Origin of the sequence: Arthrobacter sp. BE255 (genome assembly GCF_031457335.1) — a bacterium.
Classification (GTDB): domain Bacteria; phylum Actinomycetota; class Actinomycetes; order Actinomycetales; family Micrococcaceae; genus Arthrobacter.
Map to the genome: position 1 here is coordinate 152,463 of NZ_JAVDWK010000001.1, position 25,581 is coordinate 178,043.

Annotated in this window: 17 protein-coding genes; 15 read left to right on the forward strand and 2 right to left on the reverse strand. The window is 63.5% G+C overall.

Annotated elements, in window-relative coordinates:
• Positions 1–9 precede the first annotated feature (9 nt).
• The 7 genes from nusG to rplL all read left to right on the forward strand — a co-directional run bounded on the left by nusG (position 10) and on the right by rplL (position 5,999).
• The gene (gene nusG, locus J2X42_RS00735; protein ID WP_310161203.1) at positions 10–882 is read left to right on the forward strand and encodes a transcription termination/antitermination protein NusG; all 873 of its coding nucleotides are present in this window, start codon (positions 10–12) and stop codon (positions 880–882) included.
• Positions 883–1,013: 131 nt separating this feature from the next.
• Positions 1,014–1,445: a 50S ribosomal protein L11 gene (gene rplK / locus J2X42_RS00740; RefSeq protein ID WP_024365990.1), complete on the forward strand. Its 432-nt coding sequence runs from the start codon at positions 1,014–1,016 to the stop codon at positions 1,443–1,445.
• Between the two features lie 136 nt (positions 1,446–1,581).
• Complete coding sequence (gene rplA / locus J2X42_RS00745) at positions 1,582–2,289, forward strand: 50S ribosomal protein L1 (protein ID WP_310161206.1); 708 nt, start codon at positions 1,582–1,584, stop codon at positions 2,287–2,289.
• A 120-nt stretch (positions 2,290–2,409) separates the two neighbouring features.
• Positions 2,410–3,522 (forward strand): GNAT family N-acetyltransferase, encoded by a 1,113-nt coding sequence (locus J2X42_RS00750; protein WP_310161209.1) that lies wholly within the window; start codon positions 2,410–2,412, stop codon positions 3,520–3,522.
• 8 nt (positions 3,523–3,530) lie between these two features.
• Positions 3,531–4,649 carry a GNAT family N-acetyltransferase gene (locus J2X42_RS00755; protein ID WP_310161210.1) on the forward strand — a complete coding sequence of 373 codons (1,119 nt, stop codon included), beginning with the start codon at positions 3,531–3,533 and terminating at the stop codon, positions 4,647–4,649.
• Positions 4,650–4,958: 309 nt separating this feature from the next.
• Positions 4,959–5,549 carry a 50S ribosomal protein L10 gene (gene rplJ / locus J2X42_RS00760; RefSeq protein ID WP_028269591.1) on the forward strand — a complete coding sequence of 197 codons (591 nt, stop codon included), beginning with the start codon at positions 4,959–4,961 and terminating at the stop codon, positions 5,547–5,549.
• Between the two features lie 78 nt (positions 5,550–5,627).
• Positions 5,628–5,999, forward strand: a complete 372-nt coding sequence (rplL, locus tag J2X42_RS00765) for a 50S ribosomal protein L7/L12 (RefSeq protein ID WP_050684404.1) — start codon at positions 5,628–5,630, stop codon at positions 5,997–5,999.
• A 124-nt stretch (positions 6,000–6,123) separates the two neighbouring features.
• On the opposite strand, the gene J2X42_RS00770 is transcribed toward rplL, so the two are convergent.
• Together J2X42_RS00770 and J2X42_RS00775 are read right to left on the reverse strand one after the other, a co-directional pair.
• A complete protein-coding gene (locus J2X42_RS00770; RefSeq protein WP_310161212.1) occupies positions 6,124–6,618 on the reverse strand; it encodes a YbaK/EbsC family protein in 495 nt (164 codons plus the stop codon).
• Positions 6,618–7,817 (reverse strand): acetyl-CoA C-acetyltransferase, encoded by a 1,200-nt coding sequence (locus tag J2X42_RS00775; protein WP_310161213.1) that lies wholly within the window; start codon positions 7,815–7,817, stop codon positions 6,618–6,620. Before J2X42_RS00775 ends, J2X42_RS00770 begins: the two co-directional genes overlap by 1 nt.
• Positions 7,818–8,052: 235 nt before the next feature.
• On the opposite strand from J2X42_RS00775, the gene J2X42_RS00780 reads away from it, so the two are divergent.
• From J2X42_RS00780 to J2X42_RS00815, 8 genes are all read left to right on the forward strand, one after another.
• The gene (locus J2X42_RS00780) at positions 8,053–8,505 is read left to right on the forward strand and encodes a hypothetical protein (RefSeq protein ID WP_310161216.1); all 453 of its coding nucleotides are present in this window, start codon (positions 8,053–8,055) and stop codon (positions 8,503–8,505) included.
• A 299-nt stretch (positions 8,506–8,804) separates the two neighbouring features.
• Positions 8,805–12,314 (forward strand): DNA-directed RNA polymerase subunit beta, encoded by a 3,510-nt coding sequence (gene rpoB / locus J2X42_RS00785; protein ID WP_131131295.1) that lies wholly within the window; start codon positions 8,805–8,807, stop codon positions 12,312–12,314.
• 121 nt (positions 12,315–12,435) lie between these two features.
• A complete protein-coding gene (locus J2X42_RS00790; RefSeq protein WP_310161220.1) occupies positions 12,436–16,335 on the forward strand; it encodes a DNA-directed RNA polymerase subunit beta' in 3,900 nt (1,299 codons plus the stop codon).
• A gap of 419 nt (positions 16,336–16,754) precedes the next feature.
• The gene (rpsL, locus tag J2X42_RS00795; RefSeq protein WP_018773658.1) at positions 16,755–17,129 is read left to right on the forward strand and encodes a 30S ribosomal protein S12; all 375 of its coding nucleotides are present in this window, start codon (positions 16,755–16,757) and stop codon (positions 17,127–17,129) included.
• 1 nt (position 17,130) lies between these two features.
• Positions 17,131–17,601: a 30S ribosomal protein S7 gene (gene rpsG, locus J2X42_RS00800; RefSeq protein WP_026531948.1), complete on the forward strand. Its 471-nt coding sequence runs from the start codon at positions 17,131–17,133 to the stop codon at positions 17,599–17,601.
• A gap of 69 nt (positions 17,602–17,670) precedes the next feature.
• Positions 17,671–19,785 (forward strand): elongation factor G, encoded by a 2,115-nt coding sequence (gene fusA / locus J2X42_RS00805; RefSeq protein ID WP_310161224.1) that lies wholly within the window; start codon positions 17,671–17,673, stop codon positions 19,783–19,785.
• Between the two features lie 250 nt (positions 19,786–20,035).
• Positions 20,036–21,226, forward strand: coding sequence for an elongation factor Tu (tuf, locus tag J2X42_RS00810; RefSeq protein ID WP_131131298.1), 1,191 nt, complete (start codon positions 20,036–20,038; stop codon positions 21,224–21,226).
• A 159-nt stretch (positions 21,227–21,385) separates the two neighbouring features.
• Complete coding sequence (locus J2X42_RS00815; RefSeq protein WP_310161226.1) at positions 21,386–25,555, forward strand: hypothetical protein; 4,170 nt, start codon at positions 21,386–21,388, stop codon at positions 25,553–25,555.
• The last annotated feature ends 26 nt before the right edge of the window (positions 25,556–25,581 follow it).

Sequence of the window (25,581 nt, forward strand, 5' to 3'; positions counted from 1 at the left end):
GGAGACCAAGTGTCTGAGCAGGAGCTCGAGGTAACCGAGACTGAGCTGGAAGAGTCCACGGACGTCACGGCAGAAGCCGGTGAAGAGTCTGAGGTTGAGTCCGCTGCGTCCGAATCCGACTTCGCCGATTCTGACGACGCTGATGATTCCGACGACGACTCTGACGACGCTGATGATTCCGACGACGACTCTGACGCTTCAGAGGCAGACGTTGACGGCGACGACTCCGACGAAGATTCGGAAGAGGCCGACGCCCTCGCCGCTGCGGCCGCCAAGGCAGAGGTTGATCCCGCCGAGGAATTCAAGGCCAAGCTGCGCCGCCAGGAGGGTGACTGGTACGTCATCCACTCCTACGCCGGTTACGAAAACCGCGTGAAGGCCAACCTTGAGACCCGCATCCAGACCCTGGACATGGAAGAGTACATCTTCGAAATCCAGGTGCCGATGGAAGAAGTCGTTGAGATCAAGAACGCCCAGCGCAAGGTCATCAACCGCGTCCGCATCCCCGGCTACGTCCTGGTCCGCATGGACCTGACAGACGCCTCCTGGGGCGCCGTCCGCCACACCCCGGGCGTCACCGGCTTCGTGGGCAACGCCCACAACCCCGTGCCGCTGCGCCTCGATGAGGTCTTCTCCATGCTCGCCCCGGTCTTCGAAGAAGAGCAGGCCGAAAAGGGCAAGCCGGTCAAGCACGCCGCCACCCCGGTTGACGTCGACTTCGAGGTTGGCGAGTCCGTCATCGTCAAGGAAGGTCCGTTCGAGACCCTTCCGGCCACGATTTCCGAAATCAAGGTGGAATCCCAGACCCTCGTGGTGCTGGTCTCCATCTTCGAGCGCGAAACCCCGGTCACCCTGGCGTTCAACCAGGTCACCAAGATCTAGCACCACGCACAGAATTCGCTCCGGCGCTGCCCGCTTAGCAGTTCCGGAACGGCCGGCCGCCTCGCCATGGCGGCCAAAAACCTGAGGCACGCTCCTGTGTCCCAGGACGTTATTGAGAGAAGGACCCTACATTGGCTCCCAAGAAGAAGGTCACCGGCCTCATCAAGCTGCAGATCCAGGCAGGTGCCGCTAACCCGGCTCCGCCGATCGGTCCTGCGCTTGGCCAGCACGGTGTCAACATCATGGAATTCTGCAAGGCGTATAACGCTGCCACAGAAGCCCAGCGCGGAAACGTCATTCCCGTGGAAATCACGGTTTACGAGGACCGTTCATTCACGTTCATCACCAAGACCCCGCCGGCTGCAGAGCTCATCAAGAAGGCTGCAGGCGTTGCCAAGGGTTCACCCACGCCGCACACCGTCAAGGTTGCCAAGCTGACGCAGGCCCAGGTCAACGAGATCGCCACCACCAAGATGGAAGACCTCAACGCCACGAGCCTCGAAGGCGCAGCGAAGATCATCGCCGGCACCGCCCGCTCCATGGGTATCACCGTCGAAGGCTAAGCGCCTTCACCCGCCGGGCAACCGGTACCACTGAAATATTGAAATGTCGGAATCCGGGCCTACCAGCCTGACCACCGACTGTGGCAGGGCCCAGCGCGGTCCGCAGACCACAACTGCACAAGGAGAAGTAAGCAGCATGGCAAAGCGCAGCAAAGCATATGAGGCAGCAGCCGCCAAGATCGACGCGGAGAAGTTCTACGCGCCGTTCGAGGCAGTGACGCTCGCCAAGGACACCAACCCGTCCAAGTTCGACGCCACCGTTGAGGTTGCCTTCCGCCTGGGCGTTGACCCCCGTAAGGCTGACCAGATGGTCCGCGGCACGGTCAACCTGCCCCACGGCACCGGCAAGGTCTCCCGCGTCCTCGTTTTCGCAACGGGCGACAAGGCAGAGGCAGCAATCGCTGCCGGCGCCGACTTCGTTGGTTCCGATGACCTGATCGAAAAGATCGCCGGCGGCTGGACCGACTTCGACGCAGCCGTAGCCACCCCTGACCTCATGGGCAAGGTTGGCCGTCTTGGTAAGGTGCTGGGTCCCCGTAACCTGATGCCGAACCCGAAGACCGGCACGGTTACCCCGGATGTCGCCAAGGCTGTTAACGACATCAAGGGCGGCAAGATCGACTTCCGCGTCGACAAGCACTCGAACCTGCACTTCATCATCGGCAAGGTTTCCTTCGACGCCATCAAGCTGGCCGAGAACTACGCAGCAGCACTGGAAGAGGTCCTTCGCCTGAAGCCGTCCGCTTCCAAGGGCCGCTACATCCAGAAGGCCACCGTTGCCACCACGTTCGGTCCGGGCATCTCCGTTGACCCCAACGTCACCAAGGTACTGACCGAGGTCTAATCCTCAGCAGCTCCTGCCGGCTCGTCCGGCATCTACATAGGGACCGTCCGGCATCGCGCCGGGCGGTCCCTTTGCTTAACCCTTCCTCGACTAAATCGCCCCGATGGCTAGGCTGGGGGCATGACCGACCTGGCCATCACCGCCGTTCAAATCCCGGAAACGCCCGACGGCGGCAGTTCCGGCGGCGGGGAACGCCCGGACAGTGCGGCGGACTTCCGTGCCTGCCAGGCCCTCCGCGAAGCCCACGAGCTTCAGAAGTGGGGCAACCTGGACCGTTGCGCCACCGCGTCCGAGGCCATGGAATTCTGGCGGGGCAATGAGTATGAGGAGCGGCACCTCTACATCGCGAGGCTGGGCACGGAGCTGGTGGGCCTGTGTTCAGTCACCCTGCCGCTGCGTGAGAACACCAACACCGCCGGGATCGACGTCCTGGTGGCCCCTGCGCACCGGCGGTGCGGGTGGGGTCGCCAGCTGCTGGAGTACGCAGAGTCAGTCGCGGCAGGGCGGGGCAGGACGTCCCTTGACGCGTACTGCGAGCTCCCGCTGGAGCTGGTGGATCGTTCGGCCGGGTTGCTTCCGGCCAAATCAGGTGCCGGCGGACTCCCGCGGGACGAGGCCTCAACCGCCTTCGCGTCCGGGGCCGGGTATGAGCTGGAGCAGGTGGAGAGGTCCAGCCGCCTCGCGCTGCCTGTGCCGCCGGAGCGTCTGGAGATGCTTGAGGCAGGGGCGTCCGCCTTTGCGCGGGACTACGCGATGGTTGCCTGGGCCGGGTCCTGCCCTGATGGGTTCGTTGCTGAGTATGCCGGCCTGAAGGCCCGGATGAGCACGGACGTGCCCACCGCGGGATTCGACTGGGGCGCCGAGGATTGGGACGTCGCGCGTGTCCGGGATGAGGAGCGGACGCTTGCCCGCAGCGGCGTCCAGGTCCAGGTAACCGCCGCTGTGCACACTGCGTCCGGCGCACTTGCGGCGTACACGGTCCTGAATTGGCGCTCGGACGTGCCGGCAACCGTGATCCAGCAGGACACGTTGGTGTCCGCGGAGCACCGGGGACACCGTCTGGGAATGCTGGTCAAGCTCGGGAACCTGCGCCTTGCGCAGCAGCGGTGGCCCGCCGCGCGGTCGGTCCTTACGTGGAATGCCAGCGAAAACCAGCATATGCTGGCGATTAATATTTCGCTTGGATTCAAGCCTGCTGGCTATGAAGGTGAGTGGCAGAAACGGCTGGGATGATGCCCCTTATGGCAAACGACGTGAAGATCGAGCAGCTTTTTATCCCGGGTTCGCTGGACTCGCCGGACGCAGCGGACTTCCTTGCCGCCGTCGAGGTGGGACGCAAGGTCCGGATGCAGACCTGGGGGAGCGACGACCTGGCCTACGCGCCGCTGGAGAAACTGCTGGAGCTCGAGGATCCCTACGAACGCCAGATCATCCTGGTGGCCAAGGTCGACGGCGAGATCGTGGGTACGGTGGACATCGCCCTCCCGCTGACTGACAACCTGGACCTCGCCGAATTCACGCTGGATATCCTCCCCGAATTCCAGCGGCAGGGCGTAGGCCGGAAACTGCTGCTCGCCGCCGAACACCTGGCGCGGGCCGAGGGCCGGACCATGATCCTGGTGGACACCAACCACCCCGGCGCGTCGCTGCATGAGTTCGAGAAAGCCCAGCTGGTGCCCGGCTCGGGGCAGGGCTTTGTGCCGCTGGAGAGCCGTGAGGTCGAGTTCGCCCGGAAGACCGGGTACACGCTGCAGCACATTGAGCAGTTCAGTTCCTGCGCCCTGCCTCTGGACACCAAGCTTGTTGCGGACCTGCAGGCGGAAGCCGACGAAGCCAACAACGGGCGGTACCGCCTGCATCACTGGACCGACCGTTGCCCGGACCAGTGGCTGGAAGCGGTGGCGGTGCTGGAAAACCAAGCGGGCGCCGACGTCGACCCCTCGCTGGAGACTCCCGTTGAGCAGGACATGGTGTTCGACGGCGGCATCCTCCGCGAGGCCGAAGAGGCCACCATTGCGCAGGGCCGGCAGACAGTGGTTACCGCCGTCGAACACCTCGCCACAGGAGCGCTGGTGGGCCTGACCACCATCACCGTCCTGGCCCACCGCGCCGACGTTGTGTTCCAGGACGACACCCTGGTGCTCCAGGAACACCGGGGAAACAAACTGGGGCTGCTGATCAAGGTGGCCAACATGGAACGGCTGACCGAACAGTTCCCCGACGCCAGGGTCATCTATACCTGGAACGCGCCGGAGAACAGGTACCTCCTGACTGTCAACAAGCAGCTGGGGTTCACCACCGCGGGCGTGACGGGCATCTGGCAAAAGGAACTACCGCACCTGGGCGCCAGCAAGAGCTGAACGCCGATCGTGCCCGATTTGGTGGAGGGGCGGCGCGTCCCGTAAGCTTGAACTACCAAAGACCGTCGGTTGTTGGAAATCCACTCTCCTGAACACAGCTCAACTCTGTAGTTTGTGCGCTGGAGGTCAAGTGGTTTTCTGGACGAAGGACCCTGAACGTAGGGCGGCCGGCGCAGGTGAACGAAGCAAAGCTCCACGGTTTGAAACTGTGTTGAGCCAAGCCCCGTGCATCTGCGCGGGGCGTTTTTAGTTTTAGCTCACCTTGAGCGGGGACCGTCGAATACCGGCACTATCCCCGGAAGGAGGGTTATGGCAACGCCTGCAAAGGTTTCAGCAGTAGCTGAGATCACTAACGATTTCAAGGAATCGAACGCCGCTGTCCTGACCGAATACCGTGGGCTCACTGTTGCACAGCTCAAGCAGCTGCGTGTTTCTCTCGGCCAGGACACCAAGTTCTCGGTCGTCAAGAACACCCTGACCGCCATTGCAGCCAAGGAAGCTGGTGTCGAAGCATTCGACGGCCAGCTCGCCGGCCCCACTGCAATCGCGTTCATCAAGGGTGACGCAGTTGCAGCGGCCAAGAGCCTGACGGATTTTGCCAAGACCAACAAGCAGCTGGTTATCAAGACCGGTTACTTCGAGGGCAAGGCACTGAACGCCAGCGAAGTTGCTGCCCTGGCAGCACTCGAGTCCCGCGAGCTGCAGCTCGCCAAGGTTGCAGGAATCCTCAAGGCTCCTGCTGCCGCCGCTGCACGCATCATTGACGCCCTGCGCCTCAAGCTTGAAGAAGAGAACGGTGCACCGGCAGCTGCCGAAGCGCCCGCCGCTGAAGAAGCCCCGGCCGCAGAAGCAGCAGAGACCGAAGCTCCGGCCGAGGCCGCAGCCACCGAAGAGAACTAACTCTTCTTCAAACCAGACTCCGGTGCGAAGGCAATGGCCCAGGCCGCCAAGCACCACCTATAGGAAGGACGCCACACCATGGCGAAGCTCACCAACGAAGAGCTCATTGAAGCTTTCAAGGAACTGACCATCATCGAGCTCTCCGAGTTCGTCAAGCTCTTCGAAGAGACCTTCGAAGTTACCGCTGCTGCCGTTGCCGTTGCCGGCCCGGCCGCCGCTGCTGAAGAAGCCGAAGAGAAGACCGACTTCGACGTCGTCCTCGAATCTGCTGGCGAAAAGAAGATCGCAGTGATCAAGGAAGTTCGCGCAATCACTTCCCTGGGCCTCAAGGAAGCCAAGGACCTGGTTGACAGCGCTCCCAAGGCTGTCCTCGAAGGTGCAACCAAGGAAGCTGCCGAGAAGGCCAAGGAGCAGCTCGAGGCTGCCGGCGCCACCGTTACCCTCAAGTAACACTCGCTTTCCAACAGGAAACCCCGTCCACTCCGGTGGGCGGGGTTTCCTGCTTTTAACCCAACGCGGGGTCACATAAGACCGCTGAAGTGCCCACTATCGGGCCGTAAGTGACCCCGCGTTGCTAGTTGGGGTCCGAGATGTCCGCGACCACGGCGTCCAGCGCCGAGGTGAGGGCATCTGCGTCCACAAAGGCGCTGTAGCCGTGCTGCCCGGCGCCCATGGAGATCCGGCGGCCGGTAATGGTCCGGTCGGCGTAGACCGGCCACGCGTTGGTGCTGCCGAGCGGCGTGATGGTGCCGCGTTCATACCCCGTGGCGTCCAGTGCGACGTCGGCGGGCGGCAGCGACAGCTTGTTGACCCCTACCAAACCCCTGAGCTTGGGCCAGGAGATCTGCCGGTCACCGGGAATCAGGGCGAACAGGAAGCTGCCGTCCTTGTGCTTGACGACGAGTGATTTCACGATATCCGCCGGGGTGATGCCGAGGATGCCCGCCGCCTCCTCCAGGCTGTGGGCGGCCAGCCGTTCCACTATCTCGACGTCGAGGCCCCGCGCCGCGGCGTCGGCAAGGAACCGTGCCCTGCCGCCGCCGTCGGCCGCTGCCGCAGAGGGAGCCATCAGTCGCGGTAGAGCAGGAGCGCTTCGCCCTGCCCTCCGCCGCCGCACAGCGAGACCGCCGCTTTGCCGCTCCCGCGCCGTTTGAGTTCGTGCGCGGCGTGCAGGGCCAGCCGGGCTCCGGACGCGCCAATGGGGTGGCCCAGGGCGATGGCGCCGCCATGGATATTGCACTTTTCCAGCGGGTAGTCCAGGTCCTTCAGCGACTGCACCGCCACGGAACCGAAGGCTTCGTTGATCTCGATGAAGTCCAGGTCAGCCGTGCTCCAGCCGGCCCGGTCGAGGGCGCTCCGGATCGCATGGGACGGCTGGGAGTGGAGGGAATTGTCCGGGCCGGCCACTTGTCCGGGCTTTCCGACGACGGCGAGGTACTCCAGGCCGTTGTCTTCGGCGAACGTCCGCGTCGTGAGCACGAGCGCGGAGGCGCCGTCGGAAAGGGGGGAGGAATTGCCGGCGGTGATGGTGCCGTCCGTGACAAAGGCGGCCTTCAGGCCCGCCAGCGTTTCGATGGACGTGTTCGGCCGCACGCCTTCGTCGGTGGAGACAACCAGGGGGTCGCCCTTGCGCTGTTTGACGCTGATGGGAGCGATCTCGTCGTCGAAAACGCCGTTCTTCGCGGCCAGCGCGGCGCGCTGGTGCGACTGGGCAGCCACGTTGTCCTGCGATGTCCGGTCAATGCCGAGGGAAAGGTTCCGGGTCTCGGTGGAGAGCCCCATGGACTGGCCGTCGAAGGCGTCCGTGAGTCCGTCGTGCGCCGCGACGTCGAGGGCCTGGATCGCGCCGTACGTCCAGCCCTGGCGGGAGCCGGGCAGCAGGTGCGGCGCGCGCGTCATGGATTCCTGCCCGCCGGCCACCACTACCGTCGCGTCACCGCTGCGGATGAGGCGGGCCGCATCTATGACGGCGGTCAGGCCGGACAGGCACACCTTGTTGATGGTGACCGTCGGGACGTTCCAGCCGATGCCCGCCGCGATGGCGCTTTGCCGGGCTGGGTTCTGGCCCGCGCCGGCCTGCAGCACCTGTCCCATGATGACCGCGTCCACGCGGCCGGCATCCACACCGCTGGCCGCGATGGCGGACCTGATGGCGTGTGCCCCGAGTTCGACGGCGGTGAAGCTCGCCAGTTGCCCGTTGAGGCGGCCCTGTGGTGTCCGCGCCGCAGCAAGGATGACAACGTCAGTGTTGTCCGTGGAGTTGCCCATTGTTATCTCTCCCGATCTGAAACGATGTAGGCCAAGGCTACCGTGAGCTTCCTCGCCTAATTATCCAAACGCCGGCCGGGGCAGGGCAATTCCATCTGGCCTGCGGCAGGGGAGAACTACCCATGCCCACAACGTGCACGACGGCGGACGCCTCAGTAGGGTGGACGGCGGCACTTAAGCACGGGGACAGTCGGTCCCCTGTGGGACGCGCCTTTCGTATACAGGGAGCAGCATCGTGAAAAAAATCCTCGCCGCGGCGGCTTTCGCCGGCCTCGCCGGGCTGACTGCCTGCTCCGTTGCCACCCCCGCGCCCGATGCCACCACCGCGATGTCCAGCCCCGCACCGTCGCGGCCGACGCCGTCGCGCTCCTCCGACGCCCCGGCTCCCCAGGCAGGAGGGGTCAAGGCGGCCTGCGAGCAGTTCAACGCGCTCTACGCCGATTACAAGGCGATACAGGGCGACGCCAACGCTTATGAAGACATTTACTTCGCTGCCCAGGACGCCAAAGATGCTGTGTCTGGCAACCAGAAGGGGCTGTTCACGGCCCTGAGCATCCTGTCCCTGGACCGCTCTTCGGCGGTTAAAAGCGGCGGCGAGGTGGATCAGTCGTCAAAGGATCGTGTCCGTGACGCGGTCTTCGCCAACGCCCAGGAGTGCACCGCCGAGGGCGTGACGCTCCGGCTCTGAGGCGGTCCGGCGGAACAAAAAAGATGGGTCTTGCAATAACGCACGATGTGGGGTAGACACGTAATCGGTTTTGCCGTATCGTAGATATTTGCGTCTTCCCTGTTTACCTTCAGCCTTCATATAGCGGTGGGCTTTGCCTGGCAGCTGACCATCAACGTGCCGTCAACAACGTCATTGTATGGGCAGCGTGGGCCCCGGGTCATATAGCGGAACCGGATTGGTAGCACTGCGGAGTCATTCTGCAGGGTGCACAGCGGGGGAGATCTGAAAACGCCTGAAGGTCTGTGGAAGGATCCCTCTTGGTCGCCTCGAGCACCTCTAATAACGAAACCGCTAACACCGCCGACAGCACTGATGGTGCCACTCGCCGGCTCTCATTCGCAAAGATTCACGAACCGCTTGACGTTCCGAATCTTCTTGCCCTGCAGACGGACAGCTTTGACTGGCTGGTCGGCAACGAACGCTGGCAGGCACGCGTCGCGAAAGCCGTAGAAGAAAACGACCTCAGCGTCGCCACCACGTCCGGACTGTCGGACATCTTCGAAGAGATCTCCCCGATTGAGGACTTCCAGGGCACCATGTCCCTGAGCTTCTCCGATCCGGAGTTCGCTGACCCGAAGTACACCATGGCCGAGTGCAAGGACCGGGACGCAACGTACTCGGCACCGCTGTACGTCAAGGCCGAGTTCATGAACAACAACACGGGCGAAATCAAGCAGCAGACCGTGTTCATGGGCGACTTCCCGCTGATGACGGAGAAGGGTACGTTCGTTGTCAACGGCACCGAACGTGTCGTCGTCTCCCAGCTGGTCCGTTCCCCGGGCGCCTACTTTGAGCGCACCGCCGACAAGACCAGCGACAAGGACATCTTCACTGCGAAGATCATCCCGTCCCGTGGTGCCTGGTTCGAGCTCGAGATCGACAAGCGCGACCAGGTCGGCGTACGCCTCGACCGCAAGCGCAAGCAGTCCGTCACCGTCCTGCTGAAGGCCCTTGGCTGGACCGAAGGCCAGATCCTCGAAGAATTCGGCCAGTACGACTCCATGCGCGCGACGCTGGAGAAGGACGCCACCGAGACCCGCGAAGACGCGTTGCTGGATATCTACCGGAAGCTGCGACCGGGCGAGCCGCCCACAGTCGAGGCTGCCCAGTCGCTGCTGGACAACCTGTACTTCAACTCCAAGCGCTACGATCTGGCCAAGGTTGGCCGTTACAAGATCAACCGCAAGCTTGGCATCGACCGCTCCCTTGGCGACAAGGAAGCTTCGGTCCTGCACGTTGAAGACATCGTTGCGATGATCAAGTTCCTGGTTGCCCTGCACGCCGGTGAGAAAACCCTCACGGGCAAGCGCGACGGCCAGGACCACGAGCTGCGCGTCGAGATCGATGACATCGACCACTTCGGCAACCGCCGTATCCGCGCCGTCGGCGAGCTCATCGAGAACCAGGTCCGCACCGGCCTGTCCCGCATGGAGCGCGTTGTCCGCGAGCGTATGACCACCCAGGACGTCGAAGCGATCACGCCGCAGACCCTGATCAACATCCGCCCGGTTGTGGCTGCCATCAAGGAGTTCTTCGGAACGTCCCAGCTGTCGCAGTTCATGGACCAGAACAACCCGCTGTCGGGTCTGACCCACAAGCGCCGTCTGTCCGCGCTTGGCCCGGGTGGTCTGTCCCGTGACCGCGCAGGCATGGAAGTTCGAGACGTTCACCCGTCCCACTACGGACGTATGTGCCCCATCGAAACCCCTGAAGGCCCGAACATTGGTCTGATCGGTTCGCTGGCTTCCTACGGACGCATCAACCCGTTCGGCTTCATCGAGACCCCGTACCGCCTCGTGTCCGAGGGTGTCGTTTCCGATGAGGTCCAGTACCTGACGGCCGACGACGAAGCTGAGGTCCTGATCGCACAGGCCAACGCTCCGCTGGATGAGAACAAGAAGTTCGCCGAAGAGACCGTCCTGGTCCGCGCCCGTGGTGGTGGAGGCGAACCCGTGCTGGTTCCCGCCGCCGACGTCGAGTTCATGGACGTTTCCCCGCGCCAGATGGTGTCTGTGGCTACGGCCCTGATCCCGTTCCTCGAGCACGACGACGCCAACCGCGCACTCATGGGTGCCAACATGCAGCGCCAGGCTGTGCCGCTGGTCCGTTCCGAGGCTCCCTTCGTGGGCACCGGCATGGAGCGCGCCGCCGCCGTCGACGCCGGTGATGTCACCATCGCGAAGAAGGCCGGTGTGGTCACCGAGGTCTCCGCTGAGCTCGTCATCATGCTCAACGACGACGGCACGGAAACCAACTACCGCATCAACAAGTTCGCGCGCTCCAACCAGGGCAACTGCTACAACAACCGTGTCCTGGTCAACGAAGGCCAGCGCCTTGAGGTCGGCGGCATTATCGCTGACGGCCCGGCAACGGACCAGGGTGAACTCGCCCTCGGTAAGAACCTGCTCGTGGCATTCATGTCATGGGAAGGCCACAACTTCGAGGACGCCATCATCCTCTCGCAGCGCATTGTTGCCGAGGACGTTCTTTCCTCCATCCACATCGAGGAGCACGAGATCGATGCCCGCGACACCAAGCTTGGTGCCGAGGAAATCACCCGTGACATCCCCAACGTGTCCGAGGAAGTCCTGGCAGGCCTGGACGAGCGCGGCATCATCCACATCGGTGCCGAAGTTGAAGCCGGCGACATCCTGGTCGGAAAGGTCACCCCGAAGGGTGAAACCGAACTGACCCCGGAAGAGCGCCTGCTGCGCGCCATCTTCGGTGAGAAGTCCCGCGAAGTTCGCGACACCTCCCTGAAGGTTCCGCACGGCGAGTCCGGCACCGTCATCGGCGTCCGCGTCTTCGACCGCGACAACGACGACGAACTGCCCCCGGGCGTCAACCAGCTGGTCCGCGTCTACGTGGCTGCCAAGCGCAAGATCACCGACGGCGACAAGCTCGCCGGCCGTCACGGCAACAAGGGTGTTATCTCCAAGATCCTTCCGATCGAGGACATGCCCTTCCTTGCCGACGGTACCCCCGTTGATATCGTCCTGAACCCGCTGGGTGTTCCGGGCCGTATGAACGTCGGCCAGGTGCTCGAAACGCACCTCGGCTGGGTTGCCAAGACCGGTTGGAAGATCGAAGGCGAGCCCGAGTGGGTCAAGCAGCTGCCGAACCTGCCGCGCGAGAGTGGCCAGACCACTGTTGCAACGCCGGTGTTCGACGGCGCCCGCGAAGAGGAAATCACGGGCCTGCTCGACTCCACCAACGTGACCCGCGACGGTGAGCGCCTGATCAACTCCTCAGGCAAGACCCGCCTGTTTGACGGCCGCTCCGGCGAGCCGTTCCCGGACCCGATCTCCGTCGGCTACATGTACATCCTGAAGCTCCACCACCTGGTGGACGACAAGATCCACGCCCGCTCCACCGGCCCGTACTCCATGATCACGCAGCAGCCGCTGGGTGGTAAGGCACAGTTCGGTGGCCAGCGCTTCGGTGAAATGGAAGTGTGGGCGCTCGAAGCTTACGGCGCTGCCTACACGCTCCAGGAACTGCTCACCATCAAGTCGGATGACATCCATGGTCGCGTGAAGGTCTACGAAGCAATCGTCAAGGGCGAGAACATCCCCGAGCCGGGCGTTCCTGAGTCCTTCAAGGTCTTGATCAAGGAAATGCAGTCACTGTGCCTGAACGTGGAAGTACTCTCCACGGACGGAACCACAATTGAAATGCGTGACTCTGATGACGCAGTCTTCACGGCTGCGGAAGAACTGGGCATCGATCTGTCTCGTGCAGAGCCCAGTTCCGTAGAAGAGGTTTAGCAGGTGGATGTCCCGGGAAAAGCAAGCGGCCCCGCCGCCTGACTTTTCCCGGGGCATCAGCCTCCCTCTTCCCGTAACCCAAGACTTCAGAATTTAGAGAACAAGAGAGAACAGGGACCATATGTCCAGCGAATCCTCCTTCGGCCTCATGCAGATCGGCCTCGCCACCGCGGAAGACATCCGTGGCTGGTCTTACGGCGAGGTTAAGAAGCCGGAAACCATCAACTACCGCACGCTCAAGCCCGAGAAGGACGGCCTCTTCTGCGAGAAGATCTTCGGCCCTTCCCGCGACTGGGAATGCTACTGCGGTAAGTACAAGCGCGTGCGCTTCAAGGGCATCATTTGCGAGCGGTGTGGCGTTGAAGTCACCCGTGCCAAGGTCCGCCGTGAGCGCATGGGCCACATCGAGCTGGCCGCACCGGTCACGCACATCTGGTACTTCAAGGGTGTTCCGTCCCGCCTGGGCTACCTCCTTGACCTGGCTCCGAAGGACCTCGAGAAGGTCATCTACTTCGCCGCCTACATGATCACCAGCGTCGACGAAGCTTCCCGCCACGAGGAACTGCCCAACCTGCAGGTTGAGCACGACATCGAGAAGAAGCAGCTGATCGACAACCGCGACTCCGACATCGCGGCGATCGCCCGCGACCTCGAAGGCGAAATTGCCCGCCTGGAAGGTGAAGGCGCCAAGGCTGCCGACAAGAAGAAGGCCCGCGACTCCGCCGACCGCCAGATGGCCAACGTGCGCAAGCGCGCCGACGCCGACATCGAGCGCCTCGAGCAGGTCTGGGACCGCTTCAAGAACCTGAAGGTCGCAGACCTCGAAGGTGACGAAGGCCTGTACCGCGAACTGCGCGACCGCTATGGCATCTACTTCGAAGGCTCCATGGGTGCCGAAGCCATCAAGAAGCGTCTTGAAGGCTTCGACATGCAGGCCGAGTCTGACCTGCTCCGCGACATCATCGCCAACGGCAAGGGCCAGCGCAAGACCCGCGCCCTGAAGCGCCTGAAGGTTGTCAACGCGTTCCTGACCACCAACAACAGCCCGCTTGGCATGGTTCTGGATGCCGTCCCGGTGATCCCGCCGGAACTGCGCCCGATGGTCCAGCTGGATGGTGGCCGCTTCGCGACCTCCGACCTCAACGACCTCTACCGCCGTGTGATCAACCGCAACAACCGACTCAAGCGCCTGCTTGACCTGGGTGCTCCGGAGATCATCGTCAACAACGAGAAGCGCATGCTTCAGGAAGCTGTTGACAGCCTCTTCGACAACGGCCGCCGCGGCCGTCCGGTCACCGGACCGGGCAACCGTCCGCTGAAGTCCCTGAGCGACATGCTCAAGGGCAAGCAGGGCCGTTTCCGCCAGAACCTCCTCGGCAAGCGTGTTGACTACTCCGGCCGTTCGGTCATCGTCGTCGGCCCGCAGCTGAAGCTGCACCAGTGCGGCCTGCCCAAGCAGATGGCCCTGGAGCTCTTCAAGCCGTTCGTGATGAAGCGCCTGGTTGACCTCAACCACGCCCAGAACATCAAGTCGGCCAAGCGCATGGTCGAGCGTTACCGTCCGCAGGTCTGGGACGTGCTCGAAGAGATCATCACCGAACACCCGGTGCTGCTCAACCGTGCACCTACCCTGCACCGCCTCGGTATCCAGGCGTTCGAACCGCAGCTCGTTGAAGGCAAGGCAATCCAGCTCCACCCGCTGGTCTGTGGCGCGTTCAACGCTGACTTCGACGGCGACCAGATGGCAGTGCACCTGCCGCTGAGCCCCGAAGCCCAGGCTGAGGCACGCATCCTGATGCTGTCCTCGAACAACATCCTGAAGCCGTCCGATGGACGCCCGGTCACCCTGCCCTCGCAGGATATGATCATCGGCCTGTACCACCTGACCACCAAGCGTGTCGGTTCAGCCGGCGAAGGCCGGATCTTCGGTTCGGTTTCGGAAGCCATCATGGCCTACGACCTGCACGAGCTGCACCTGAACTCCAAGGTCAAGATCCGCCTTGAGGGCTTTGTCCCTTACGCCGGATGGGAAGCTCCGGAAGGCTGGGAGCCGGGTCAGACCGCGCTGGTCGAGACCTCCCTCGGACAGGTTCTCTTCAACGAGACCCTGCCGGCCGACTACCCGTGGGTTGAGAACGTTGCGGACAAGGGCGAACTGTCCACGATCGTCAACGACCTCGCCGAGCGCTACCCGAAGGTGGTCACGGCGGCAACGCTGGACAACTTGAAGGACGCCGGTTTCTACTGGGCCACGCGTTCAGGCGTCACGGTCGCCATCTCCGACATCGAGGTGCCGAAGGACAAGCCGGTGATTCTCGCCGGTTACGAAGAGCGCGCCGCCAAGATCCAGGGCCAGTACGACAAGGGCCTGATCGACGACGACGAGCGTCGCCAGGAACTGATCGAGATCTGGAACAAGGCAACCAACGAGATCGCCCAGGCGATGCGTGACAGCCTGTCCCCGATGAACACCATCAACCGCATGGTGTCCTCCGGTGCACGTGGTAACTGGATGCAGGTCCGCCAGATCGCGGGTATCCGTGGCCTGGTGGCCAACCCTAAGGGTGAGATCATCCCGCGTCCGATCAAGTCCTCCTACCGTGAGGGCCTGTCGGTGCTGGAATACTTCATCGCCACGCACGGTGCCCGTAAGGGTCTGGCCGATACCGCACTGCGTACCGCCAACTCGGGTTACCTGACCCGTCGTCTGGTGGATGTGTCCCAGGACGTTATCGTCCGCGAAGAGGACTGCGGTACCGAACGCGGACTGGTGACGGCCATCGCCGTCGCAGACGCCAACGGCGAGCTGGTCCTGGACGAGAACGTCGAGAACAGCGCGTACGCCCGTACCTTGGCCGTGGATGTCCTTGACTCCAAGGGCAATGTCCTGGCTCCGGCCGGCACCGACTGCGGCGACGTCGTGATCGCTGAGCTGTTTGCAGCCGGCATCACCGAGGTCAAGGTCCGCTCCGTACTCACCTGTGAGTCCAGCGTCGGCACCTGCGCCCTGTGCTACGGACGTTCGCTGGCAACCGGCAAGACCGTGGACATCGGTGAGGCCGTGGGCATCATCGCCGCACAGTCCATCGGCGAGCCCGGTACCCAGCTGACCATGCGTACGTTCCACACCGGTGGTGCTGTTTCCGCCAGCGGTGGCGACGACATCACCCAGGGTCTGCCCCGTATCCAGGAGCTCTTCGAAGCCCGTACTCCGAAGGGTGTCGCACCGATTGCTGAAGCAGCCGGCCGCATCGCCATCGAAGAGTCCGAGCGCCAGATGCGCCTCGTCATCACCCCTGATGACGGATCCGAAGAGATCGCTTACCCGGTCCTGCGCCGTTCACGCCTCCTCATTGAGGACGGCGAGCACGTCACCGTAGGCCAGAAGCTCATCAACGGTCCGGTGGATCCCAAGCAGGTGCTGCGCATCATGGGCCCCCGCGCCGCGCAGAAGTTCCTGGTGGACGAAGTCCAGGGCGTGTACCGCAGCCAGGGCATCGGTATCCACGACAAGCACGTCGAGGTTATCGTCCGCCAGATGCTGCGCCGCGTCACGGTCATCGAGTCCGGCGAATCGGATCTTCTGCCCGGCGAGCTTGCCGAGCGCAGCCGCTTCGAGGAAGCCAACCGCCGCGTTGTGTCCGAGGGCAAGACTCCGGCTTCCGGACGTCCTGAGCTCATGGGTATCACCAAGGCGTCCCTGGCCACCGAGTCCTGGCTGTCCGCAGCTTCCTTCCAGGAGACCACCCGCGTCCTGACGCAGGCGGCCATGGAAGGCAAGAGCGATCCGCTGCTCGGCCTCAAGGAGAACGTCATCATCGGTAAGCTGATCCCGGCCGGCACGGGCCTCCCGCGCTACACCGAGGTCACCGTGGAGCCCACTGAAGAAGCAAAGGCCAACCTGTTCACCGGCCCGAGCGCATTCAGTGACTTCTCGTACGACACCCTGGGCGGCGACGGAGCACCTGAGTTCCACGCCATCCCGCTGGATGACTACGATCTCGGCAACGACTTCCGCTAACGCCTAAGCAACGCGGGGTCACTTACGGCCCGATCCTCATCAAGGATTGGGCTCAAAGTGACCCCGCGTTGCTGTTTAAGAGCCGGAAGACGTCGGGGGAGGACGACGGCGGAGCGCACGTTCCGCCGTCGGCCTCCTTACACCCGATTAAGGCGCGGGAGCAAGCCGTGCTAGAATTTTTGTAATTGTTCTGTGTGGCAGTGGATGAAGGCCGCCGCAGCATCATTTTGGTTTTGTTCTCATGATGCTGGGTGGAGCTTGTTTCCGGGTTGCGGGTAAGGTGCGCAACGAATGCCACGCTTTTGCACGCCTGCGCAAGTTTACAGAGGCCGCGGCTGCAAGGAGCAACGCCAAAACCATCGTGCTCAGGCTGGCGCCTGCGCGTGACGGTAGAGATCAAACCAACGGAGAACACGAGAGTGCCTACGATTAACCAGCTGGTCCGCAAGGGCCGCACGCCTAAGGTCAAAAAGACCAAGGCTCCTGCGCTTAACGGCAGCCCCATGCGCCGCGGCGTTTGCACCCGCGTCTACACCACCACCCCGAAGAAGCCGAACTCGGCTCTCCGTAAGGTGGCACGTGTGCGCCTCAATGGTGGCATTGAAGTCACCGCTTACATCCCCGGTGTAGGCCACAACCTGCAGGAGCACTCCATTGTGCTCGTTCGCGGCGGTCGCGTGAAGGACCTCCCGGGTGTCCGCTACAAGATCGTCCGTGGCGCCCTCGATACCCAGGGTGTGAAGAACCGTAAGCAGGCCCGCAGCCGCTACGGCGCAAAGATGGAGAAGAAGTAATATGCCTCGCAAGGGTCCGGCCCCCAAGCGGCCGCTCGTACTAGATCCCGTTTACGGCTCCCCGCTGGTCACCCAGCTGATCAACAAGGTGCTGGTTGACGGCAAGAAGTCCACCGCAGAGCGCATCGTTTACGGTGCCCTCGAAGGTGCTCGTGCCAAGTCCGGCGGCGACCCCGTTGCAGCCCTCAAGAAGGCCATGGACAACGTCAAGCCTTCCCTTGAGGTCCGCTCACGCCGCGTCGGTGGCGCAACCTACCAGGTTCCGGTTGAGGTCAAGCCGGGCCGCTCCACCGCCCTCGCACTGCGCTGGCTGGTTGGCTACTCCAAGGCCCGCCGCGAGAAGACGATGACCGAGCGCCTCCAGAACGAAATCCTGGATGCGTCCAACGGTCTCGGTGCCGCTGTGAAGCGTCGCGAAGACACCCACAAGATGGCCGAGTCCAACAAGGCCTTCGCACACTACCGCTGGTAATACTTCCGGACGCCGCCGGCTCGTCACGAGCCGGCGGCGAACGTGTAGTCCATCCGAAAGGGAGACACCGTGGCACAGGACGTGCTTACCGACCTTAGTAAGGTCCGCAACATCGGCATCATGGCCCACATTGATGCCGGCAAGACCACCACCACCGAGCGCATCCTGTTCTACACGGGTGTGAACCACAAGATCGGCGAAACGCACGACGGCGCTTCGACGACTGACTGGATGGAACAGGAAAAGGAACGCGGCATTACCATCACGTCTGCCGCCGTGACCTGCTTCTGGGACAAGAACCAGATCAACATCATCGACACCCCGGGCCACGTTGACTTCACGGTTGAGGTTGAGCGCTCCCTGCGCGTCCTCGACGGTGCAGTCGCAGTGTTCGACGGCAAGGAAGGCGTGGAGCCGCAGTCCGAGACTGTTTGGCGCCAGGCTGACAAGTACAACGTTCCGCGTATCTGCTTCGTCAACAAGATGGACAAGCTGGGCGCTGACTTCTACTTCACCGTAGACACCATCATCTCCCGCCTTGGTGCCAAGCCGCTGGTCATGCAGCTGCCCATCGGCGCTGAGAACGACTTCATCGGTGTTGTTGACCTGCTCGAAATGCGCGCTCTGGTTTGGCCTGGCGACGCAAAGGGTGACGTCACCATGGGCGCTTCCTACGAAGTGCAGGAAATCCCGGCCGACCTCCAGGCCAAGGCTGAAGAGTACCGTGCACAGCTCGTAGAGACTGTTGCAGAGGCTTCCGAAGAGCTCATGGAGAAGTACCTCGAGGGCGAAGAGATCTCGGTCGACGAGCTCAAGGCCGGCATCCGCAAGATGACGATCAACTCTGAGCTGTACCCGATCTTCTGTGGCTCCGCGTTCAAGAACCGCGGCGTGCAGCCGATGCTGGATGCCGTCGTCGATTACCTGCCGAACCCGCTCGACGTCCCGCCGATGATCGGTCACGATCCCCGCGACGAAGAGAAGGAACTGACGCGTGCACCTTCCTCGGAAGAGCCGTTCTCGGCTCTTGCGTTCAAGATCGCCGCGCACCCGTTCTTCGGCCAGCTCACCTTCATCCGCGTGTACTCCGGTCACGTGGAAGCAGGCGCCCAGGTGGTCAACTCCACCAAGGGCAAGAAGGAGCGCATCGGCAAGCTGTTCCAGATGCACGCCAACAAGGAAATGCCTGTTGAGGGCGCTACCGCCGGCCACATCTACGCGGCGATCGGTCTGAAGGACACCACCACGGGCGATACCCTGTGCGACTCCTCCAACCAGATCGTGCTCGAGTCCATGAGCTTCCCGGAGCCCGTGATCTCGGTTGCCATCGAGCCGAACACCAAGGGTGACCAGGAGAAGCTCTCCACGGCCATCCAGAAGCTCTCCGCTGAGGACCCCACCTTCCAGGTGTCCCTCAACGAAGACACCGGCCAGACCATCATCGCCGGCATGGGCGAGCTCCACCTGGACATCCTGGTGGACCGCATGCGCCGCGAATTCAAGGTCGAGGCCAACGTTGGCAAGCCGCAGGTTGCTTACCGCGAAACCATCAAGCGTGCTGTGGAGCGTCACGACTACACGCACAAGAAGCAGACCGGTGGTTCGGGTCAGTTCGCAAAGATCCAGATCGCGATCGAGCCGCTGGACACCGCCGACGGCGAGCTGTACGAGTTCGAGAACAAGGTCACTGGTGGCCGCGTTCCGCGCGAATACATCCCGTCTGTTGACGCGGGTATCCAGGATGCGCTGAACGACGGCGTCCTGGCCGGTTACCCGGTTGTCGGCATCAAGGCCACGCTGATTGACGGCGCGTACCACGATGTTGACTCCTCGGAAATGGCGTTCAAGATCGCCGGCCGTATGGCTTTCAAGGAAGCCGCACGCAAGGCGAACCCTGTTCTGCTCGAACCGCTGATGGATGTAGAGGTCCGCACCCCTGAGGAATACATGGGTGAAGTTATCGGTGACCTCAACTCCCGCCGTGGCCAGATGCAGTCCATGGAAGATGCACAGGGTGTCAAGGTCATCCGTGCGCACGTCCCGCTGTCCGGCATGTTCGGCTACATCGGTGACCTGCGTTCGAAGACCCAGGGCCGCGCTGTGTACTCCATGACCTTCAACAGCTACGCCGAGGTCCCGAAGGCAGTTGCTGACGAGATCATCCAGAAGAACCGCGGCGAGTAGTCTTTACGACTTATCAAAGCGACAAACTCGGGTGTGTTTCCGGCTAACGGAAGCCCGCCTGGTGCAGGTGGCCGGGTCCCGGTCCTGACCGGATTCCGGCCACCTGCACGAACAGGCTCGAGGGACTAGTATTAGTTCCTGAATCTGCAATTTCACCAATCCAAAGCCCCCCAAGTAGACTTGCCTGAGTTTCTGCCGCGACAAGCGCGGTTGAAGGGTAAGTCATTTGAAAACGTTCTAGGAGGAACCTGTGGCAAAGGCAAAGTTCGAGCGGACTAAGCCGCACGTTAACATCGGCACCATTGGTCACGTTGACCACGGTAAGACGACGTTGACGGCCGCCATTTCCAAGGTGCTGTACGACAAGTACCCGACTCTCAACGAGCAGCGCGACTTCGCGTCTATTGACTCTGCTCCCGAAGAGCGTCAGCGCGGCATTACCATCAACATCTCCCACGTTGAGTACCAGACCGAGAAGCGCCACTACGCACACGTAGACGCTCCGGGTCACGCTGACTACATCAAGAACATGATCACCGGTGCTGCACAGATGGACGGTGCAATCCTCGTGGTTGCCGCCACTGACGGCCCGATGGCTCAGACCCGCGAGCACGTTCTGCTCGCCCGCCAGGTTGGCGTTCCCTACCTGCTGGTTGCGCTGAACAAGTCGGACATGGTTGATGACGAAGAACTGCTGGACCTCGTTGAAATGGAAGTTCGTGAGCTGCTTTCCGCTCAGGGCTTCGATGGCGACGACGCTCCCGTTGTTCGCGTTTCCGGCCTGAAGGCCCTCGAAGGCGACCCCATCTGGGTCAAGTCCGTTGAGGACCTCATGGAAGCCGTTGACGAGTCCGTTCCGGACCCCGTACGTGACCGTGACAAGCCGTTCCTGATGCCGATCGAAGACGTCTTCACGATCACCGGCCGTGGCACCGTTGTAACGGGCCGCGCCGAGCGTGGAACCCTCGCCATCAACTCCGAGGTCGAGATCGTCGGCATCCGCCCGGTCCAGAAGACCACGGTTACCGGTATCGAGATGTTCCACAAGCAGCTCGACGAAGCATGGGCCGGCGAGAACTGTGGCCTCCTGCTCCGCGGTCTGAAGCGCGATGACGTAGAGCGTGGCCAGGTTGTCGTCAAGCCGGGTTCCATCACCCCGCACACCGACTTCGAGGCTAACGTCTACATCCTCTCCAAGGACGAAGGCGGACGTCACAACCCGTTCTACTCCAACTACCGCCCGCAGTTCTACTTCCGCACCACGGACGTAACCGGCGTTATCACCCTGCCGGAAGGCACGGAAATGGTTATGCCTGGCGACAACACCGAGATGACCGTTGCGCTCATCCAGCCGATCGCAATGGAAGAGGGCCTCGGCTTCGCAATCCGCGAAGGCGGCCGCACCGTTGGTTCAGGACGCGTTACCAAGATCATCAAGTAATTCTTGTTGATCCCGCTGATCGGCACGGCCGTCTGACGGCCTGACGAGAAGTTTGGATCAGCCCCGCTGCTAGTGCAGCGGGGCTGTTCTTTGCTACAATTAATCCAATCAATGGATTAATTGGGTAGGGGTCATCCTGCCCATCGGAGAGGGTTCATCATGCCGGACGAATCTTATGAAGCGGGTTATCGCGCCGGCCACCTGCAGGGGTGGCTGGACGCCATGGCAAAAGTGGAGGCCTCCCGGCAGGCCACCAGCCCGCCGGCGCCGGTTCCGCCGCCGTTAGTGGTTCCCACGGTTTCTCCGGATCTCTCTGCGGTCCACAATATTGGTGCCCTCATCGAGCCCGGGCCGGCGTCCGGGCTGCCAGTCGCCCGGCAGGCACCGGTAGCCCACGTTGACCGCCCGGTGCCGCCGCCTGTCCGCTTCGCCGCTCCGCAGCAGGTTGAGACGCCGGCAGAACGGCAGGCACGGCGGGAGAAGCGGGACAGACAGAACATCAACATCACGCTTTACGTGGCCAGCCTCCTCCTGGTCGCCGCAGCTGCACTCTTCATCGGTACGAGCCTTCCTCCCATGCTTCGCTTCGCCGGAGTCTGCGTTGTAACGGCCGCGTTCTATGCCGCGGGGTTTGTCCTTCACGCCCGGGCGCCACGCCTGCGGCCAGCAGCCGTGGCGTTTGCCGGTACCGGCCTGGCCCTGGTTCCCGTCACCGGACTGGCCCTGTACAACTTCGCCTTCCACCATGGCCCCACGGCCTGGCTGATCACCTCATTGGTTGGCACCGTGGCGTACGTGGCTGCGGCAGTCCGCCTCGAGAGCCGTGTGCTGGTTTATCTGTCGCTGACCTTCGTGGCATCGACGGCGTGGTCCGGGGTCTCAGTCCTGGGCGGCGCCCTGGTCTGGTATTTCGCTTCCCTGATCGGTGTGGCGGTCGTGCTCACTCTGCTGGCCCTGGTCCGGCCCGGCTGGCTGCCTCCGGTCTATGCGCGGCCCCTGATGGTGCTGCACCCCTTGGTGGTGCCGGCCGTCGCAGCGGTTGCCACGTGCGTTCCGCTGCTGCTGGACAACGCCGAATACGCGCTCATCATGGCCGTGTGCGGTTGCTACTTTGGTCTGCTGGCGGCAGTGCCCGGGACCAGTCTCCGGCTTGCCAACTTCTACGCGGCGCGGATATCCCTGACGCTGGCCGCCGCCGTCGAAATCTGGCACCTGACCGGCCGGGGGAGTGATGCCTTTCTGGCCGCGGCAGGATTTCTCGCTGTCCAGGGAGTGGCCGTGGCTTTCGCGGCTGCCCGGCTGAGCGAATGGTTCCCCCAACCCGAAACTCCGCAGAACCGGCCCGAAGCGTCCTCGGGTACCCGGCAGCATCGGTGGCTCGTGGACGCGGTGTCCACGTTCAGCATCCAGGTGCTCGTCACGCTGGTGTATGCCAGCCTCGCCCTGTCCGCTGAGTTCTTCCGGTACGGGACGCCCGGCCAGGTGGGCGACGTTCCCCTGTGGATGCCCGTGGCCGTGGCCCTGGCCACCAGTTTTGTTCTGGCCGCCCGACTGGGCGGGCCAGCAGAGTGGGCTCCGGTGGCGTCTCTGCTCCTCGCCGGGGTGCTTGGCGATGCGATGGGGCCCTGGCCCGTGGCAATCATGCTGACACTGGCGTTCCTCTTCTGGACTGCCCGCGCCTTTTTTGCGGTGGGCCTGCTGCGGCGGAACCTGGCGCTCGGCGCCCGGATATCGGTCACCTTGGCCGTACCGTTCACTGTCGCTGCGGCAATAGGCAACGGCCCGGACCGCATCATCGCCTCAGTTTTCGGCTTGCTGGTGGCACTGGTGTGCCAGCAGGCGTTCTCGGCGATCCTGGAGCGTTCAGGAGCCACGTCCCTGGCCCCGGAGGCCACGCTTGGCGGCTTCGGAGCCGCCGGACTTGCCATGGTTGTCCTGCTGGTGCTCCTTGACACAACGCCTGGGCACGGGTGGGTCTGGGTTGCCGTCATCATCCAGCTCCTGTCCGCGCTGTCGATCGGCATGTTCGTTGTGCCAAGGCCGGAGAGTGAGCTTGAGTGGAATGCAACCGTGTGGGAGGCCCTGCCGCTGGCGGCCTCCACGCTGTGTGTCCCGGTGGCATTCCTGGCTGTGGGCCAGGCAGCCGGGAACGTCGCCCTGCTGCTGGTGCTGGGCTACCTGGTCGCCTCCGGCGTCCTTATGCGCGTGCGGCAGCATCGCTGGACCTACTGGTGGCTCGGACGCCTGGCGGCTTCGGTGCTGGTGCTGACCGCTTTTGATCTTCTCCAGGATGAGGCCGGACCAACGATCATTGCGGGCGAAGAAATCCAACATGCCACGGTGCTGGTCCTCTTCCTGGCCATCCAATTAGTGTTCCCGATGGCCGCCGCAGCCCGGGAAAAGGCCCCGCGGGGAGTCTTGGTGGATCCCGGCGTCGTACTGTTGCTCCAGCTGTCTGCGTCCGCGGCGCTGCTGACCACGGAGCCGGACGGATGGCAGGCAACCGTCGCCGCTGCCGTGACCGCACTATCCTCGACGGCGGCGGGGTACGTCTTCAGGTCGAGCGGCACCGCGGTCTGGTTTGCGCCGTCGTCGTTGGCTCTGCTGTTGGTGTTCAGCCGCGGTGAGCTCGTGGTTGTTGAAGGGCTTCTGGGCATCTATGCCGTGTTCGCTGCGGTCATGGTGGTGGCATCCGGCCAGCCGGCCCGGAAGGGCTGGTATTTTGCAGCAGCAAGGCTGCTCACGGCGGCCCTCGCTGCTGTCCTCAGTTACGACGTCACAGCCTCTCCGACGGCGGTCTCAGTGACCTTCGCCTTTGTCCTTGCCGCGCAGCACGGCGTCCGCTGGATCATGCGTTCGCGGCTGGCTGAGGTCCCCTTCCAGCAGGCGGCTGTCTGGATCACCCTGGCCGGCCAGGCTCTGCTTCCGCTGGCCTACGCCTGGCAGGCGCGGGGCGGCTGGGGAAGGCTTTCCGACGGCGACGGCGGACGCTGGGCGGTGCTCCTGGAGCTGGTTTTGCTGCTGGTCTCGGCCGTCGTGGCCAGCCGGTTCTTCGCGGCACGCGGCTCCCTCTACTTCGGGGTCTACGCGCTGTTGTTCGGCGTCCTGGCACTGGGCCCGGTGGTCAGCTTTGCCAACGCCGGCCAGCCGGGCACCACGGCGTTCCTGGCGGCTCCCGTGCTGGACTACACCGGGACGGCGGCGGTGCTCCTGGGCATGGCGTTGCTCGCCTCCGGCGCCGGTGTGCTGCGGCGCGGACGGAACGTGCCCGTGGCGGATGTGGAGCACTGGCTGTGGCTTGCCGCGGCGGGATCTTTCTCTGTGGCAGCCCTGTCTGTAGCACCGCTGGCATCGGACTGGGTGCTTGGGGCCGCGCTGCTGGTCCTGGCCACGGTGTGCTTCGCTGCCTCGCATGTGGAGGGGCTGCCCTGGCTGTACGCGCCGGCGTCCCTGGCTGTCCTGGCCGGCGGCTCAACGCTCGGCGACTCGATATTCGAGGACGTTCCGGGCGCATGGGGCACGTATTTGCCCTGGCTTTGCGGGACCGGCCTGGCAGCAGTGGGGCTGTACTCCGCACGGCTGTACCGTCGCGGACAGCTCACAGTTGACGCCGTGCGCCGCTGGACGCTGGCTGGAGCTGCCTTCGCCGGGCTCTGCCTGGTCGCACTGGCCGGTATGCGGCCCGACACGACGGCGTGGGCAGCGGCTATTGTTCTGGCCGTGGCTGTGGGTGTCGCCTGCAACGAGGCGCCGGGAACGGTGCGCCGGGTCGTGGCCGAGGCCGGTTTTGTGCTGGTGCTGGCAGCGGTGCAGCGGGCAGCCATCTTTGAGCTGGACGGGCAGTATGGCCTGAACTACCGGCTTTCCAGGGGCCTGCCGGACCCGTTCTGGGCAGCCCAGTGGTACGTGCTCGCCGGCGCCGCCCTGGCCGCACTGCGCTTCGCTTCGGGACAGCGGAGCGCCGGGAGGGTCCTGGCGGGGGCTGCGGCAGGGCTGCTCACACTGAGCGGACTGGGCGTTGTGTTTGCCGGAACCGGGAGCCAGCAACTGTGGGTGCTTGTCCTGTTCGCCGGGCTCCTGCTCGGCGGCCTGGGGCTGGGGGACAGGCTGTTTGTCTGGTGGGGAGCGGCCGGAGTGGCGGCCTGCATTCTCTGGGCGATGCGCCAGTACACCTTCGCCCTCCTGGCGCTGATCGCCGTCGGGCTCATCGGGGTCGCAGTCTGGCGGCTGAACCGCGGGACGGCCGTGGAGAAACCGGCGGTTCAGCCGCCGGCCGGGCAGCCGTCACCTGACCGGCCGGAGAGCGGGAAGCCGTTCAGCAAGCACTGATACTGTTGCTTGCATCGAGAGGAGCG